Origin of the sequence: Pedobacter africanus (genome assembly GCF_040548825.1) — a bacterium.
In the GTDB taxonomy this organism is placed as follows: Bacteria; Bacteroidota; Bacteroidia; order Sphingobacteriales; family Sphingobacteriaceae; genus Pedobacter; species Pedobacter africanus_A.
On the sequence record NZ_JBEPSL010000002.1, the window covers coordinates 1108639 to 1124179 of the forward strand.

19 protein-coding genes and 1 tRNA gene are annotated in these 15541 nt (G+C 42.2%); 13 read left to right on the top strand and 7 right to left on the bottom strand.

The features are described 5' to 3' along the window. Positions 1-8 precede the first annotated feature (8 nt). The 6 genes from ABIE26_RS14795 to ABIE26_RS14820 all read left to right on the top strand — a co-directional run bounded on the left by ABIE26_RS14795 (position 9) and on the right by ABIE26_RS14820 (position 3381). Positions 9-329 carry a hypothetical protein gene (locus tag ABIE26_RS14795; RefSeq protein WP_354375977.1) on the top strand — a complete coding sequence of 107 codons (321 nt, stop codon included), beginning with the start codon at positions 9-11 and terminating at the stop codon, positions 327-329. A 61-nt stretch (positions 330-390) separates the two neighbouring features. Next, complete coding sequence (locus ABIE26_RS14800; RefSeq protein WP_436410404.1) at positions 391-783, top strand: DUF6915 family protein; 393 nt, start codon at positions 391-393, stop codon at positions 781-783. 4 nt (positions 784-787) lie between these two features. After that, entirely contained in the window at positions 788-1432 is a 645-nt protein-coding gene (locus ABIE26_RS14805) for a hypothetical protein (RefSeq protein WP_354375981.1), read from the top strand. Positions 1433-1443: 11 nt separating this feature from the next. Then, positions 1444-2175, top strand: a complete 732-nt coding sequence (locus ABIE26_RS14810) for a hypothetical protein (protein WP_354375983.1) — start codon at positions 1444-1446, stop codon at positions 2173-2175. 12 nt (positions 2176-2187) lie between these two features. Further along, positions 2188-2439, top strand: coding sequence for a hypothetical protein (locus ABIE26_RS14815; RefSeq protein WP_354375985.1), 252 nt, complete (start codon positions 2188-2190; stop codon positions 2437-2439). 93 nt (positions 2440-2532) lie between these two features. After that, complete coding sequence (locus ABIE26_RS14820; RefSeq protein WP_354375987.1) at positions 2533-3381, top strand: hypothetical protein; 849 nt, start codon at positions 2533-2535, stop codon at positions 3379-3381. 24 nt (positions 3382-3405) lie between these two features. Here ABIE26_RS14820 and ABIE26_RS14825 read toward each other — a convergent pair whose 3' ends face one another. The 5 genes from ABIE26_RS14825 to ABIE26_RS14845 all read right to left on the bottom strand — a co-directional run bounded on the left by ABIE26_RS14825 (position 3406) and on the right by ABIE26_RS14845 (position 7864). Then, positions 3406-3789, bottom strand: coding sequence for a hypothetical protein (locus ABIE26_RS14825; protein WP_354375989.1), 384 nt, complete (start codon positions 3787-3789; stop codon positions 3406-3408). Positions 3790-3903: 114 nt separating this feature from the next. Continuing rightward, the gene (locus ABIE26_RS14830) at positions 3904-5229 is read right to left on the bottom strand and encodes a site-specific integrase (protein ID WP_354375991.1); all 1326 of its coding nucleotides are present in this window, start codon (positions 5227-5229) and stop codon (positions 3904-3906) included. 504 nt (positions 5230-5733) lie between these two features. Next, a tRNA-Ser gene (locus ABIE26_RS14835) sits at positions 5734-5821 on the bottom strand. Positions 5822-5868: 47 nt separating this feature from the next. After that, on the bottom strand, positions 5869-7299 hold the full coding sequence (gene pyk / locus ABIE26_RS14840) for a pyruvate kinase (protein WP_310141814.1): 1431 nt from the start codon (positions 7297-7299) through the stop codon (positions 5869-5871). A 145-nt stretch (positions 7300-7444) separates the two neighbouring features. Then, positions 7445-7864, bottom strand: coding sequence for an IPExxxVDY family protein (locus tag ABIE26_RS14845; RefSeq protein WP_310141812.1), 420 nt, complete (start codon positions 7862-7864; stop codon positions 7445-7447). A 157-nt stretch (positions 7865-8021) separates the two neighbouring features. Between ABIE26_RS14845 and ABIE26_RS14850 the strand changes: the two genes are divergently transcribed. From ABIE26_RS14850 to rnc, 3 genes are read left to right on the top strand one after another with little or no spacing between them, the layout of a single operon-like run. Continuing rightward, positions 8022-8258, top strand: coding sequence for an acyl carrier protein (locus tag ABIE26_RS14850; RefSeq protein WP_008241990.1), 237 nt, complete (start codon positions 8022-8024; stop codon positions 8256-8258). 29 nt (positions 8259-8287) lie between these two features. Then, positions 8288-9541 carry a beta-ketoacyl-ACP synthase II gene (fabF, locus tag ABIE26_RS14855; RefSeq protein WP_310141803.1) on the top strand — a complete coding sequence of 418 codons (1254 nt, stop codon included), beginning with the start codon at positions 8288-8290 and terminating at the stop codon, positions 9539-9541. A gap of 54 nt (positions 9542-9595) precedes the next feature. Beyond that, entirely contained in the window at positions 9596-10324 is a 729-nt protein-coding gene (rnc, locus tag ABIE26_RS14860; RefSeq protein ID WP_310141802.1) for a ribonuclease III, read from the top strand. A gap of 7 nt (positions 10325-10331) precedes the next feature. Here the strand turns inward: rnc and ABIE26_RS14865 are convergent, their stop codons facing one another. Next, entirely contained in the window at positions 10332-11042 is a 711-nt protein-coding gene (locus tag ABIE26_RS14865) for a hypothetical protein (RefSeq protein WP_310141800.1), read from the bottom strand. Between the two features lie 112 nt (positions 11043-11154). Between ABIE26_RS14865 and ABIE26_RS14870 the strand changes: the two genes are divergently transcribed. Genes ABIE26_RS14870 through nadD form a run of 3 tightly spaced genes read left to right on the top strand, consistent with a single transcriptional unit; the run spans position 11155 to position 13164 of the window. Next, positions 11155-12018 (top strand): YicC/YloC family endoribonuclease, encoded by an 864-nt coding sequence (locus ABIE26_RS14870; protein WP_310143399.1) that lies wholly within the window; start codon positions 11155-11157, stop codon positions 12016-12018. A 7-nt stretch (positions 12019-12025) separates the two neighbouring features. Further along, positions 12026-12595, top strand: a complete 570-nt coding sequence (gene gmk / locus ABIE26_RS14875) for a guanylate kinase (RefSeq protein WP_310141799.1) — start codon at positions 12026-12028, stop codon at positions 12593-12595. After that, entirely contained in the window at positions 12592-13164 is a 573-nt protein-coding gene (gene nadD, locus ABIE26_RS14880) for a nicotinate (nicotinamide) nucleotide adenylyltransferase (RefSeq protein WP_310141798.1), read from the top strand. The genes gmk and nadD overlap by 4 nt, the downstream gene beginning before the upstream one ends. On the opposite strand, the gene ABIE26_RS14885 is transcribed toward nadD, so the two are convergent. Further along, complete coding sequence (locus ABIE26_RS14885) at positions 13161-13874, bottom strand: SAM-dependent methyltransferase (RefSeq protein WP_310141797.1); 714 nt, start codon at positions 13872-13874, stop codon at positions 13161-13163. The two genes, nadD and ABIE26_RS14885, sit on opposite strands and share 4 nt — an antisense overlap. A 259-nt stretch (positions 13875-14133) precedes the next feature. Here ABIE26_RS14885 and ABIE26_RS14890 point away from each other — a divergent pair, with 259 nt between their 5' ends. Further along, entirely contained in the window at positions 14134-15480 is a 1347-nt protein-coding gene (locus ABIE26_RS14890) for a DUF6600 domain-containing protein (protein ID WP_310141795.1), read from the top strand. Positions 15481-15541 lie beyond the last annotated feature (61 nt).

Below are 15541 nucleotides of genomic sequence, written 5' to 3' on the forward strand. Positions count from 1 at the left end.
CTTTGAACATGTCACATGACGAACTTGATCTTCAGACCGTAACGCAAATGACATTTTGGTTTCATCAGGATCCCGGTCATGGCTGGTTACAGGTTTCACATGCATTATTAACCGAACTTAAAATAACCAAGGATATCACTTCTTTTTCCTACCGGGATTCCAAATATGCCTACCTCGAGGAAGATCTGGATCTAGGTACTTTCCTTGGGGCGTTGTTCCAATATCTTCAACTGCCTTATGACAAAGAAGTTGCTCAGTGTTTCTGGCGAGAAAAAGTCAGGGTGCGATACGCTGACCCTTCACCCATACGAGGCCTGAAACCTTACTGACCCAGATTAAAAACAGCCGCAAACCTGCGCGCTTACTTACTTATCATTAATTCTAAATATTATGCACTACTACGACCACGCGCTGTTAAGCGCCAGAAAATTCAGGTGCTCGACGGAGGACACGCTGCATCTGCACAAACTGATGGATAGTTCCAAATTGTTTTTTCCTGCAACCCAGCACCGGCTTTTTTCCCATAACGTCTGGTTCATACACATACTTACCGAACTGATCGGAGATACAGTGACCAACACGGTAACCGGTGAACAAATGTCTACAAGAGACATTCTCTACGAGCATTGCCGGGAGGATCACAACGGGAAAGTACCCACGATACAGGACTGGTTAGGCTGCATCCGGTTTGAACTCTCCGAAGAGCAGCGCACCTGGTTTAATAACCCAAGACATAGCGACAGATCACTCTTAACTCAAATTAAACAACAATCAAAAGACTAAAAACATGAAAGAAAAAACAATGATTGCTTACTGCGATGAGCTGGTGAAGCTTGGAAGAGAATTGGCAGTAACATGGGAAGGTGGAAGTGATTCAGGATGGTTCGATTTTACAATAGATGGCAAGCCAATCGATTCACCAGATCCGTCTCAGGAAAAGATTATCAAATGCGTGGCAGATGTCATGGGATACGGATCGTTTGACGGAGATTTTACCGCAAGGGGCGAAGTGGTTTACAACCCCAAGACCAAGTGCTTTGAAGGGCAGGATGAATATTCCGAAGATGAGCATGATTCATGCGACTGTAAACTCCCAGTTGAAATTCCATCAACGATATGGTTTGATAAAATGTTGATTCATCTCGAATCCGAACACTCATTCGGGGGGTCAGTCACCATTAATTTACAGCTCAACAACGGACCCTTGTCCACTGCGCATGAGACATGGCAAGATGCTTATGCCAAAATTCTAGAATCTCGGTTCAATCACGAAATCCATCAACTCGAAGAATTTAACGGTGTATGGGACAATATTGAATTGGATTTCATGGATTTTAAAAAACGCGGCAAAGTGAGAGTTTATGAGATCACCAGTTTTGATTACACGAAATGGCAAACCGAATCCAAACGAATAATTGTACCACTATTATAAAATTTAAGATCATGAATCTAACAAAATTGAAAGAAGCCGAATACTGCGTATCGGGCTTGAAGGGCTTCACATTAAGTGAGGCCCTTTCGCTTTGGAAAACAAAATTTGAGACAGTTAAACATTTCCAGCGTGACGTAATTAATGCCCATTCCGGCCTGAAGGAACTCGGGGATTTTGTAGCCGAAGTATGGGAAACAATAAAGCCGGTAACGGTAGAGGCTGCACTTTCGGAAAAGAACACAGAGCGCCGCCGGGTAATGTTCGATTGCATCGGTGTCGCCAATCTTTTTCAAAAGCTACAACCCGAAATGCTGGACAGGCAGGTTATTTCTAAGACACGAACCAGGTGGGATGGGAATAATAAGGCCTACGAACATGTATTTGAAGACATTTATGAATTGTACCGCATCAGAGACGAAAAGCTTTTTGAAACGGGTTGGTCATGGCGCAGACCACAAGCGATATACGCCGTGCGTTGCTGGTGCACGACAACCCAGCGGGAGTTTTGGATTTACGTCCCGGAGGAAGCTGCCATGAGTGGAGAACTGACTTCTGCTAATAATCGGAAACCGGATGCCATACAGGCAATTGCCTGGACGATCCGGATAGATATTACCAACCCCAAACGGATATTCCGGCAGGGGGACATCATTGTTGTCGAAGAATCCGACAATTCTCAACCGGTTCCCTCTTATCACCTGAAAAAAGAACAGTACCTCGAATTAATTTTTTCTGAAACCTAAAATCGGTTCATTATGTACAAACACAAATCAAAACGGATCGTCCTCGGGGAGGGCGAGACCATTGGCCACAAGCATGTACTTGAAAGCGCCAAGCACATTAACTACGAAAAGTCGGATCATAGCATCCGGATTTTTTTATCGGCAACCGGCGTGCTTACACACGATGAGCACGACAGAATTGTAATTAAACGTGGGCGTTACCGGAGTTATAACCAGGTAGAATTCAACCCCATGGACGGCACGATCAACCGGGTTTTCGATTGATAGAGCCTGAATTTTAGGGGGAGCAAATCGCTCCCCCTTACTTTAATTCTCCGTCGGAACTCACTAATTCCACCTTGCATAAAACAAGTGTATATGAAAACAGCAAACAGCCTGTCTGGTGGTAAAACCAGCAGCTACCTGGCCTTTCATCATCCCGCAGACTTCGAACTATTTTCCCTTGTATGTATTGACGACCATAACGCGGGCAACAAAATAGATAAGAAACTGAAACAGATGGTTAACGATCGTTTGCAAAAGTACTGTCCCCATCAAAAGGAGTTCGTCGCCACGTCTGAAGATCCTGCGACAATCCAGGTTATATTTGATCTGGAACAGCTGATCGGGCGGGAAATCATTTGGCTCCGAGGGATGGGCTGGGAAGAAATGCTCCGGGTGAAATGCGCGATTCCCAACATCAACAAACGTTTTTGTACGACCGTACTGAAAGTGATGCCGATATTTGAGTTTCTTTACATGTACACCGATCTGCCGATCGCAATGAGAATCGGCTATCGGTACGACGAGGCGAGCCGGGCAAACCGGTTATCTGACACGATGAAATTCCCGACACACTGCGAGTTTCGGGAAGGCTCGAACACCTGGATACACCGTTGGATGGAAATAATATGGCGCGTGCCGCAATTCCCATTAATCGACAACAAGGTATTTCATCACCATGTTCAAAGCTTTTGGAGGAATAAATCAATCCGGTTCCCTGCTGATTCCAACTGTCAAAACTGCTTCTGGAAACACGAACAACAATTGCGCAAAAACTATGATACCAATCCCGACATCATGAAATGGGCAGCAGTACAGGAATCTATCTTAAATAGGACTTTTAAAGAAAAATACTCCCTGATTGAGATCGCTCGCCTCGGTTTGCAATTGGATTTTTTCTTTGGAACCGGTTCGGGATGCCATGCTGGTTTTTGCACTGATTGACGGCCCCCGGCTAAGATCAACAACCTATTTGATAACTAACTCTACCAGGCCATGTTGCCACAGTTCAGAAAAGCGTTCCTGCCATTTCATCAGATCGGGAACATACCACTGACCCTTACCCTGAATCAGGTTCGGTGAATAATTGAGTTCAGGATCACCATACTTGTCATGCCCAAGGGCGAGGCAATGACAGACAAACCATTTCGGCTGACCGTATGGTTCCGTGCCCCAGTCCTTAACCGTCAATGTCAAATCCCTTGTCACGATATTACTGGTGCCCCAGGATCGGTATTCACCTACCGCGACGACTTCCGCCAAGAATGAAAATTGCCCGAATATCGTTTCATATTTTTGCGCCAAGTTGGAAGAAATACGAAATACCTGTCCCTTATGTAAATTAAATCTCATTGTTTACTAATTATATTAGCAAATATCATCAACTATTTCCTCCTTACAAAATGCTACTGCTAAATATAAAAAAAGGCCGGTACCCCCGACAACTCGGTTCTACCGGCCTCCCATTTATGCCCGGCCTTTGAAGCTTGAAAAATTCAGCTGAACTGGCTGACACATAACAATATTTTTTAACGACTTAGATATTTTAGGCTGCATCTGATCGACAAGCTTGCTTTTTGATGCAAGTTTCGTGCGCAGCTTTGCCATATCCTCTGCCAACTTTTTATCCAGAACCTTTGCGTAGTGCTGAGTTTGTCTTATGGATTTATGACCGAGCATCCTTGAAACGCTCTCTATTGAAACGCCATTTGCTAAAGCTACTGTAGTGGCAAATGTATGCCTAGCCATATGCGCGTGAACATCATGTTTGAACCCGCACAAATCTCCTATTTCTTTCAAATATGCATTCATTTTCTGATTACTTAACACCATAAGAGCCTTTCCCGAAGCCCGGCATTTACGCTTCATCCCATGTAAAAACAAAATTCTTCTCGCCATTGGCAGTAAAGGAATGACGCTTAATGTGCCGGTCTTTTTCCGCTTTATTCTGATCCATCGATCACCGTTCTCACCTTTCGATATATCTGCCCAGCTTAACCTCTTTAAATCAGCATACGCAAGTCCTGTATAGCAGCAAAAAACGAACACATCCCTAACCGAATTTAAGCGATCGCAACTGAAGATTTCTTTTTGAAGTCGCTCCAGCTCATTAGCTGATAATGGCTTTACTTCTACTTCCTCCTTTTTCATCGAAAATTCAGCAAACGGATCAGTCTGAATCCACCCCTTTCTTTTACAGTCAATAATTACTGACTTAAAAGTTGCCAGATATCTTTGCGTCGTATTTTTGCTACAACCCTGAACCACGCGAATATAGTTGGCCAGTTCGTCAATAAATTCATAATCCAATCGACGCAGTTCTAAATCATCAACCTTGTAAAAAGCCCTGATGAATCTGCCTACTATCCTGGCTATACGGTCAAATCTATCCACAGTTTCCTTCACATAGTCCAATCCGACTAACGTACGAGCCTTCGAATTGTAGCGTCCATAAATTTCCATCAGCATGTACTTTTCTTCTTCAATGCCCAGGACAACATTTCGGATCGCTTCAGCAGTCACAGATTTGTCCTCATCTAACAACTGCTTTTTGGCTTTGTAAACAGCATTCGTCACAGAATCGAGATAAGCATTTAAAGACTTCGCCTCCTGACTACTCCCTTCCATTCTGCCACAATCCTGATTCCATTTCGAAATGGAACATTTTCGCTTTGTCGAAAACTCTTTAGGAATGCCATCTACGGTGATCCTGCAATAAATAAATCTTTCTTTGGCACTTACATTTTTAGGTTGCTTCAAATAATAAAGCAGACCAAAACTTCTTTCCATCATAATCAATCAAATTAAGTTGTACAAAAATCTGATTGATGTCGCTTTCTATCAAGATGAACCAGCACAATACATGTTGTAAATCAATAACTTACATCATTTCCCGTGCGTCTTTTTCTTTAAATTAGAGGACGCACGAATTACGCATATTAGTTTCACTTGATTCCGTAAGTTTTATGAGTATATGGAAATGAAAAAAAGCCTGTAAATACTGGTATTTACAAGCTTTCAGCGATTTAATAGCTTTTCCGCTAAGATGTGAAGCGGAGGAAGAGGGATTCGAACCCTGTCCTCCATTTCGCCACCATGGCGGTTTTTGGTTTTAAAAAGCGCGTGAGTCACGAAAGACGCACGAATGAATTTTTGTCAATATTCCGCTTAAACCTTTTCTGCGGAGAGCCAGGAACCTGAACCCATGCCCAAAACCACGTTTAAACCGCGATTTTCAGGCCGGAAAAAAAAGTGTCATGAATAACGCTTTTTTCTAATACCTGACTTTCCTATCAGCGGAGAGTGAGAGATTCGAACTCTCGATACCCTTTTGGAGTATACACACTTTCCAGGCGTGCTCCTTCGACCACTCGGACAACTCTCCGTTTTTCGGATTGCAAAAGTAGAAAAAATTTTGAATCCAAAGGAATATTAATCGATAACGGTAACTTTTAACATGTTTGTTTTACCCTTACGTTCCATAGGAATGGCTGCAGTATTGATAATTACATCACCTTTTTTTACCATTTTAAGCTTTTTAAGCAAATCATTCACATCCTGAATGGTCTCGTCAGTACTCTCAAACTTATCATAATAGAAGCCCTGAACACCCCATAAAAGGCTCAAAGTATTGAGCAGCGACCTATTACTTGTAAAAATATAGGTAAGCGCTTTGGGCCTGTGACTGGAAATTTCGAAAGCAGTATAACCGCTTAGCGTCATCGAAACAATTCCAACGGCATTGGTCTGTTTAGATAGGAAACAGGCGGTATCGCAAATGGCATCACTCAGAAAGCTCTCAGATTTTGGCTTAAGGAATTTTTCAGGATGGAAAGGATAATTGTTTTGCTCTATATTCTGAATGATCTTCTGCATCGTCTCAATCACAATCAGCGGAAATTCGCCAACAGAAGTTTCACCACTCAGCATTACTGCGTCTGCTCCATCAAGTACCGAATTGGCCACGTCATTCACCTCTGCACGTGTTGGCCTTGGTGTGGTGATCATACTTTCGAGCATCTGGGTAGCTATAATAACCGGTTTAGATGCGGCGCGGCATTTTTGAACGATCATTTTTTGCAGTAAAGGCACTTCTTCCATCGGCATTTCTACACCCAGATCGCCCCTTGCAACCATAATACCATCCGATACGGCAACAATCTCATCTATATTTGCTATGGCCTCTGGTTTCTCAATTTTAGCAATTACCCTTGCTGTTTTACCTCTTTCTTTAATGATATTCTTCAGCTCTATAATGTCTTCTGCATTACGAACAAAAGAAAGGCCGATCCATTCTACATCGTTTTCGAGAACAAATTCAAGATTTTTACGATCCTCAATAGTAAGTGAAGGAATTGATACTTTAGTATTAGGCAGGTTTACCCCTTTTCTGGAAGTAAGGATTCCGCCATGAACAACTTCGCAAACCACTTCATCGGCAAGATTTGTTTCCAGAACCCGCATCTGCAGCTTACCGTCATCCAACAAAATGATCTCACCGGCCTTAACATCTTTCGGGAAAGATTCATAAGTAATATAAATGCGTTCCTCGTTACCAATACACTCTTTAGTGGTGATGATGGTCTTTGCTCCGTTAACCAATTGGATTCCACCATCCTTAACCATACCAATCCTTATCTTAGGCCCCTGTAAATCAGCAAGAATCCCAACATTATAGTTGTGCTTTTTATTGATGCTGCGAATGGTATCCAGGACTTCCTGGTGATCTGCCTGCGAACCATGAGAAAAGTTTAAGCGGCAAACGTCCAGACCTGCATTAAACATACTATATAAAACGTCTGGTTTAGCTGAGGCCGGGCCTAATGTGGCTACGATTTTTGTTCTAGAATGAAATGGTTTCATTGAGTTATTTAAATTTTATTACAGACCAACAAAACGAGCGTTTTTTTTTGATACAGAAAACCGATGCCAGTCTGATTTATTAAAGTTATCTGTTTGGTTATGTAAATTCAAATATAGTGTATTTTGTACACCTTCAATATAAAATTTACATTACTAAATTCTCTTTCGACTTTAACTTCAATGGATCTATCTGCGCAGCAACCTGAATATCAGGGAGTTTATTCAATCCAGAGAGGATAAAATTCAGGTCTTCCCTGTCAATATACTGGTGAATAATCATGAAAAAATCGACCTTGTTCATCTCGGGAATTAAAAAACCTTCGGCGTTTCTGTTGCTGATAATGTAATATTCTATTTCGCCTTGTTCTACAAAAAAATAATATTTGGAAAAGGATAAAGGAGACTCGTCAATATTGAAATAAACCTCATGATCTTCAATCTTTTCAAAGCCAAAATTCAGTCTGGTATTGATTTTATGGCAAAGCACGTAATCTTTTAAAGAAGCGGTGATGGCAATTAAAACGAAGTCAAGGTCTAATGAAAGTTTTAAATAAGTTTTGTTCAAAACAGAATATTTTACGGAAATACGAAATTATAAAACTAATTTTACATTGATGTTCAAAATAAAAACATTAAAATTGGTACAGAAATAAAAACATTTGAAAAGTGTAAATATTTATTTTTCTTTGCACTGAATTATTTAACCATTAAATTATAACATTATGTCTGATATTGCTTCAAGAGTTAAGGCTATTATCGTTGAAAAATTAGGTGTGGATGAAAACGAAGTTACACCAGAAGCTTCTTTCACTAACGACTTGGGTGCGGATTCTTTAGATACAGTAGAACTTATTATGGAGTTTGAAAAAGAATTCAATGTAGCAATCCCTGATGATCAGGCTGAGACCATTGGTACAGTTGGTCAAGCAATTGCTTACTTAGAGAAAAACGTTAAGTAAAAAATACGGTTTCCGTATAATCCGTATAAATGGAATTAAAAAGAGTAGTAGTTACAGGGTTAGGTGCGCTCACTCCAATTGGTAATACCATTCCGGAATTCTGGGATGGCCTTATCAATGGGGTGAGTGGCGCTGGCCCTATTACAGGTTTTGACCCGGCTAAATTTAAAACAAAGTTTGCTTGTGAGGTCAAAAACTTCAATCCTGAAGATTTCCTGGACAAGAAAGAAGCGCGTAAATTAGATCCATTTGTTCAATACGCTTTAGTATCTACAGAGGAAGCTGTAAAGGATGGAAATTTCGACTTTTCCCAGCTAGACACCAATCGGATTGGTGTAATCTGGGGTTCAGGTATCGGTGGTTTTAAAACGTTTCAGGATGAGATGAAAGCTTTTTTCCTGGGCGATGGAACTCCTCGGATCAATCCATTTTTCATTCCAAAAGTAATTATTGACATTGTTCCCGGCCATATATCCATAAAATATGGGTTAAGGGGACCAAACTTCGCCACAGTTTCTGCCTGTGCCTCCTCTACCAATGCAATGATTGATGCATACAATTATATTCGGTTGAATATGTGCGATATTATCATCAGCGGCGGTTCGGAAGCAATCATTAATGAAGCAGGAATTGGCGGTTTTAATGCAATGCACGCCCTTTCTACCCGAAATGACGACCCAAAAACTGCATCCAGACCATTTGATAAAGATCGCGATGGTTTTGTTGCAGGAGAAGGAGCCGGAACCATTATCCTGGAAGAACTGGAGCACGCAAAAAAACGTGGTGCAAAAATTTATGCCGAACTGGTCGGCGGTGGTATGAGTGCCGACGCCAATCACATTACTGCACCGCACCCACAGGGATTAGGTGCAAGAATGGTAATGCAAAATGCCCTAAATGATGCCGGATTAACCACTGCTGACATTGATTACATCAATGTACATGGAACTTCTACCCCGCTAGGGGATATCTCTGAAAGCAGGGCTATTGTAGATTTGTTTGGAGAAAATGCATATAAACTGAATATCAGTTCTACAAAGTCTATGACAGGCCACTTATTAGGTGCCGCCGGTGCAGTTGAAGCTATTGCGGCAATACTTGCTGTAAAAAACGATATTGTTCCGCCAACGATCAACCATTTTAACGATGATCCTGAGTGTGATCCAAAACTAAATTTCACTTTTAACAAGGCGCAAAAACGCACCATTCGTGCTGCTCAGAGCAATACATTTGGTTTTGGTGGTCATAATGCGTCTGTGATATTCAAAAAATACGAAGAATAAGTCGCTTTATGTGAAAGCTACAGCAAGTCGCTTTCTTTAATTGTTTAGGAATTAATGCCATTATTTGACCTGTATAAGCTTTATCTTTCTTCTGATAAGGATTTTATAAGAAAGTTGAAAAACATCTTAGGCTTTGTGCCGGGAAATGCAATTTTGTATAAAATGGCATTCAGGCATAGGTCTGTGGCAAAAGTCTTAAAGAATGGAAGCAGAAGCAGCAATGAGCGTCTTGAATTTCTGGGAGATGCTGTTCTGGGTTCGGTAATAGCCGAACTGCTTTTCAAAAGTTACCCCTACAAAGAAGAAGGTTTTTTGACAGAAATGCGCTCTAAAATTGTAAACAGGGCCAATCTGAACCAACTTGCCAGAAAGATGGGCTTTGATCAGCTAATTGTATTTGATCATAAAGCTGTAAATGTACAAACCAAGCACCATTCTATGCTTGGAGATGCTTTTGAAGCATTAATTGGCGCAATATACCTGGATAAAGGTTATAATTTTACCCGGGAATTTCTGCTTAAAAGAATCGTTAAGCCTTATATCGACATTCACACCCTCGAACTTACAGAGACTAATTTCAAAAGTAAGCTGATTGAATGGTGTCAGCGCCATGGCAAAGATATTACCTTTGATATGATGGAAAATGAAGAAGGTGAAAGTGCCAAGTTGTTTACCATCCGTGCTGTGATTGAAGGGGAAAGTTATGGTGTTGGAAGAGACTATAACAAGAAAAACGCGGAAAAACTGGCTGCTGAAAAAGCATGTGAGGCCCTTTCTATCTGATAAATATTCAATTCTTTCTTAAGGTATCTGTATATTTTTTATAAGAATCCCTGATGTATTTAATGGCATCATACTGTGCCCAGTTCTTGGATTTCTCGTATTCAGGCCGGTAATCCAACATAAACTGCTCCAGGTCTTTACCTTTAAGGTCGGTATTACTCTGGATCAGAAATTCATTAAACAAACCATCAATATGCGTTTGCTGTAATTCTGTTTCATAAAAGCGGCCAAAGCGTCTCGCATTTTTGGGTGTACGGCCAAACAGTTCATATACGGCTGTTAAAGGTTTGAACAGAAAAGAAAGAAAGGGCGGCTTACCCTGATAAAAAGAGCCCTTGTTCCGGTATTCCCTTTTCATATCGTCCAGTTCCTGCTTCTTGGTTTGTCCTTTAATGTTCACTTCCTTTAGCATCTGGCTTCCCGTCAGATAAATTAGCATATCCTTAGCGGCCGACACCACAACCTCTGCATCCGAAAAATTCATTTTGGTAACCAAAAGGGTATCTCCTACACTGGCCCTGATCTGAAATAATCCAAAATCACTGCTATTTACCCTGAAACCGTTTCGCTTATTGGTTACCTGTGCCCCCGCAATCCGGTTTGTAGTCCCTCTTTCAGAGACCACACCGCCCAGCAAAAAATCCTGGGCAAAAACAGCAGGCATGGCAGTTAAGAAAACTGCCAAAAACAGGAAAATATGTAGGTGGTTAAATTTCATTCCAGATAAAAATTATTGTAAAACTAACCATTGTTGAGCAATTCCCTTAGTTAAAAAAAGTTAAATGGAAATGAAAACGCAATAAATTATATCTTTGCACATGATAAAATCAATGACAGGATACGGCCTGGCCTCTGCAGATCATGAAAATGTAAAATTTGCAGTAGAGATAAAATCCCTCAACAGTAAGTTTTTAGAATTGAATCTAAAGCTCCCAAAAGCCTTTTCAGATAAGGAATTGCTTTTGCGTAACATTTGCAGCAAAGAGCTGGAGCGCGGAAAAGTGAGCGTTTCCATTAACCTGGAGAAAGGGGAAGAAGCACTCAAGGGAGCAACTATTAATGCAGCACTGCTCAGCAAATATTACAGGCAACTGGAAGACATTAATGTGAACCTGGGCGCAAACTCCAATAACCTTTTGCAGGCAGTTCTGAATTTTCCGGATGTGATCAGTTATGTTGAGGACGAAGTGAGTGAAAACGACTGGAACATTCTTTTCGAGACCTTTAACAAGGCCCTGGCAAACTTTAACCAGTTCAGGGAGATGGAAGGTGCCGTACTGAAGGCCGACCTGGAATTAAGGATCAAAAACATACTTGACTTTTTTAGCCAGATCGAAGTACTGGAACCACTGAGGATTCCCCAGATCAAAAACAGGCTGAACCAGTTTCTGGAAGAAAACGTGGGCAAGGTAAATGTAGACCAGAACCGCCTGGAACAAGAGCTGATCTATTACATTGATAAACTGGACATTACTGAAGAAAAGATCCGACTGAAAAGCCATTGCGACTATTTTCTCGAAACCTTAAAAGGAAAAGACGCCAATGGGAAAAAACTGGGTTTCATCTCGCAGGAGATTGGCCGGGAGATCAATACCATGGGCGCAAAGGCCAATGATGCCCAGATACAGCAGCTGGTTGTTGGGATGAAGGAAGAACTGGAAAAGATTAAAGAACAATTGTTAAACGTACTGTAAGCCCCTGATGAAACAAGGTAAACTCATTATATTTTCTGCACCTTCAGGAGCAGGTAAAACCACCATCGTTAAACATTTGCTTACGAAATTCCCTTCACTGAGCTTTTCCATCTCTGCCACTACACGCCAGCTGCGTGGCGATGAAAAGAATGAAAAGGATTATTATTTTATCAGCAAAGAAGACTTTTTACATAAAGTTGCACACCAGGAATTTGTAGAATTTGAAGAGGTGTACAGCGGAACATTTTACGGTACTTTAAGGTCAGAGATCCAGCGTATCTGGGATCAGGACAAACATGTTATCTTTGATATTGACGTAGAAGGCGGCCTGCGCCTGAAACGTAAATATGAAAAAGATGCCCTGGCCATCTTTGTGCAGCCGCCGTCATTGGAAGTACTCAAGGAACGCCTGACCGGCAGAGGCACAGATAGCCCCGAGAAATTACAGGAACGTTTTGTTAAAGCCGAAAAAGAACTGGGCTATGCAGATAAATTTGATGTAATCCTTGAGAATTTTGACCTGCAAACCGCTTGCCTGGAAGCAGAAAAGCTGGTTGGAGATTTTATAAACGCATGAAAACGGGACTCTTCTTCGGTTCATTTAACCCTATCCATACCGGACATTTAATTATAGCCAGCTATATGGCAGGTTTTACCGGACTTAAAGAGGTATGGCTGGTGGTTTCACCCCACAACCCGTTAAAAAACAAAAACGGCCTGTCGAATATGTACGACAGGCTTGAAATGGCAAAACTGGCTACTGAAAATGCAGATCAGATTAAAGTAAGCGATATAGAGTTTAGCTTACCGCAGCCCTCTTATACCATTGATACCCTTGCACATCTGCAGGAAAAATATCCGGGTAAGGAATTTGTTTTAATTATGGGAGCAGATAACCTGGCCTCTTTTAAAAAGTGGAAAAATTACGAGGTTATTTTAAAAAACTACGAACTCTATATTTACCCACGACCCGGAGCGGACATTGCTGAATGGGCCGGCCATCCATCCATAAAGATCACAGAAACGCCACAAATGGATATCTCCTCTACCTTTATCCGCAAAGCTATCGCTGAAGGCAAAAATGTACAGTATTTTGTTCCTGATAAAGTGCTTTCTTTTATAGAAAGCAAGAATATGTACCGCTAGCTTCCCTTATATAATAAAAATATAGTTGGTTTTTTATGCAAGTCTATGCGTTCTTTACGCCATAGCCCTATTGGTAAAGTCTTGACATATTCGTCTTGTGCTGTCAGGTTACAGGCTACACACAGCTGGGTCTGCCCGGAAGCATTTTTCATGATGTCTTCAAAAAGGTGATTGTTGCGAAACGGGGTCTCAATAAACAGCTGTGTTTGCCGGTTCTTCTGCGACAACTGCTCCAGCTCTTTGATACGCTTTGCGCGTTCTACTTTATCGATGGGCAGATAGCCGTGGAAGGTAAAACTCTGCCCGTTAAACCCCGAGGCCATCAGCGCCAGCAAAATAGAGCTCGGGCCAACCAAAGGTACCACCCTGATCCCTCTTTTATGTGCTTCTGCAACAATTTCTGCTCCGGGATCTGCAATACCAGGGCACCCTGCCTCGCTCATCAGGCCAACATCCTTTCCCGTCATCAATTCCTTGAAATAAGGCACCATAGAATTTCCCCGCTTGTGTTTGCCATAGTCATGAACAACCAGCTCACTCTGTTGAATTTTCAACCCGGCCTCCTTTAAAAATTTACGCGCTGTTTTCTCATTTTCAACAATATAGGTAGAAATGGAATTTATCGTATCGCCCAGAAAAGGGGTAAAAGATTTTTGAGCAGCATTTTCTGCCAGGGGAACAGGAATAAGAAATAAAGTGCCTTTTGTCATTCGGTATACTGATTTTCCTACAAAAGAAGAAAAATATTACGGTAAAACGCAGCTTTCAGATACTAATCGTAAGAAAAAAGCGTAAATTATATTACGTCCGTCTGAATAAAAATCTGCCATTCCAAACACGAAACCAATATAATTAGGCGTAACACCAACATCACAATGTAATATTTTAGTAGTCACATTAAACTTTTTAAAGTTTTTGGAACTCAAATTGATATACAAAAAGCGTTAGGTAAATTAAAAAAACACACAAATGAAAAACATGATCAAATTACCGGCTATTGTACTTGGGCTTATGCTCATGTTAACCGGTACAGCACAAAAGGTTATGGCTCAGGGAGACGATGTTTCCTTACAATCATTCTATGATGAGCTTTCTCCTTACGGCACCTGGATCCAGGACCCACAATATGGGTATGTTTGGAGGCCAGATGTAGAACAGGGCGACTTCAGGCCTTATTACACCAACGGCCGCTGGGCAATGACCGAATACGGGAACACCTGGGTTTCTAATTACGATTGGGGATGGGCGCCTTTCCACTACGGGAGATGGGTGTACAACCGTTACAATCAATGGGTATGGATTCCCGATACCGTATGGGGACCGGCATGGGTAAGCTGGAGAAGCGGTGGTGGATATTATGGTTGGGCGCCAATGGGCCCCGGCATGAACATCAACATCAATTTAAACATTCCCGACCTATGGTGGGTATTTGTTCCGCAGAGAAACATTTATTATGACAGTTTTCCGAGGTACTACTCCCGCAGGAACGTGGTTATCATTAACCGAACTACGATCATCAACAATACTTATGTCCACAACAGGCGAAGCTATTATACCGGCCCAAGAGCTGATGACATCAGAAGGGATACCCGCCAGGATGTACGCGTTTACAACCTGAACAACACAGGCAGACCAAGCAGGAGCAACATCAGCGGGAACAATGTTAGCATTTATACCCCAAGACCAAGCAGGGGTAATTCCAATGCTGCTGCAGCTCCCAGAGAAGCCATAAGAGGTGAAGGGTATACCACAATGCGTGACCGTGACCGCGGCAACAGCAATAATGGGATATCTTCTTCACGTCCTTCCAGGGGCGACAACCAGGGCAATATCAACAACGGCCGTGAAAATGGTTTTCCTTCCAGAGGTGGCGACAGAACAGGGGTAACACCTCCAACAAGAGGAGAAAGGCCGTCGTACGAAAACAATGGCAGACCTTCGAGGATGGGTATACCAGACAACAACGGTTCTTCCCGTACAGAGCGGGCAGAAAGACCTGCTCAGACCAGGGAAACATCGCCGATGCAAAGACCGGAGCGCATGCAACAGCCACCGCAGCAGAGAGAAGAGCGCAGGGTTGAAACCCCACGCGAGTACCAGCCGCAACGTGAAGTTCCTGCACAGCGTGAATACCAACGCCCTCAGCGTCAGGAAAGCAGGCCACAGCCGCAACAGCAACCACAGGCTCAACCCCAGTACCAAAGGCCTGAACGTACGCAGCAATCAGCTCCTCCTTCAAGGGGTGGTGAAAGCCGCGGCGGAAGAGGTGAAGGCGGTTCATCCGGATCTCGGCCAACCCGAGGCGGAGGACGATAATTATCAGGGAAAAACCGGCAAATTCAGCCGGTTTTTCTTTTGTATATTATAATTATCTTTG

What these genes read in the sequence shown, in the direction of transcription:
- ABIE26_RS14795 (WP_354375977.1), top strand. Translation starts at nt 9, where the DNA reads ATGTCACATGACGAACTTGATCTTCAGACCGTAACGCAAATGACATTT.
- ABIE26_RS14800 (WP_436410404.1), top strand. Translation starts at nt 391, where the DNA reads ATGCACTACTACGACCACGCGCTGTTAAGCGCCAGAAAATTCAGGTGC.
- ABIE26_RS14805 (WP_354375981.1), top strand. Translation starts at nt 788, where the DNA reads ATGAAAGAAAAAACAATGATTGCTTACTGCGATGAGCTGGTGAAGCTT.
- ABIE26_RS14810 (WP_354375983.1), top strand. Translation starts at nt 1,444, where the DNA reads ATGAATCTAACAAAATTGAAAGAAGCCGAATACTGCGTATCGGGCTTG.
- ABIE26_RS14815 (WP_354375985.1), top strand. Translation starts at nt 2,188, where the DNA reads ATGTACAAACACAAATCAAAACGGATCGTCCTCGGGGAGGGCGAGACC.
- ABIE26_RS14820 (WP_354375987.1), top strand. Translation starts at nt 2,533, where the DNA reads ATGAAAACAGCAAACAGCCTGTCTGGTGGTAAAACCAGCAGCTACCTG.
- ABIE26_RS14825 (WP_354375989.1), bottom strand. Translation starts at nt 3,789, where the DNA reads ATGAGATTTAATTTACATAAGGGACAGGTATTTCGTATTTCTTCCAAC.
- ABIE26_RS14830 (WP_354375991.1), bottom strand. Translation starts at nt 5,229, where the DNA reads ATGATGGAAAGAAGTTTTGGTCTGCTTTATTATTTGAAGCAACCTAAA.
- pyk (WP_310141814.1), bottom strand. Translation starts at nt 7,299, where the DNA reads ATGAAACCATTTCATTCTAGAACAAAAATCGTAGCCACATTAGGCCCG.
- ABIE26_RS14850 (WP_008241990.1), top strand. Translation starts at nt 8,022, where the DNA reads ATGTCTGATATTGCTTCAAGAGTTAAGGCTATTATCGTTGAAAAATTA.
- fabF (WP_310141803.1), top strand. Translation starts at nt 8,288, where the DNA reads ATGGAATTAAAAAGAGTAGTAGTTACAGGGTTAGGTGCGCTCACTCCA.
- rnc (WP_310141802.1), top strand. Translation starts at nt 9,596, where the DNA reads ATGCCATTATTTGACCTGTATAAGCTTTATCTTTCTTCTGATAAGGAT.
- ABIE26_RS14865 (WP_310141800.1), bottom strand. Translation starts at nt 11,042, where the DNA reads ATGAAATTTAACCACCTACATATTTTCCTGTTTTTGGCAGTTTTCTTA.
- ABIE26_RS14870 (WP_310143399.1), top strand. Translation starts at nt 11,155, where the DNA reads ATGACAGGATACGGCCTGGCCTCTGCAGATCATGAAAATGTAAAATTT.
- gmk (WP_310141799.1), top strand. Translation starts at nt 12,026, where the DNA reads ATGAAACAAGGTAAACTCATTATATTTTCTGCACCTTCAGGAGCAGGT.
- nadD (WP_310141798.1), top strand. Translation starts at nt 12,592, where the DNA reads ATGAAAACGGGACTCTTCTTCGGTTCATTTAACCCTATCCATACCGGA.
- ABIE26_RS14885 (WP_310141797.1), bottom strand. Translation starts at nt 13,874, where the DNA reads ATGACAAAAGGCACTTTATTTCTTATTCCTGTTCCCCTGGCAGAAAAT.
- ABIE26_RS14890 (WP_310141795.1), top strand. Translation starts at nt 14,134, where the DNA reads ATGAAAAACATGATCAAATTACCGGCTATTGTACTTGGGCTTATGCTC.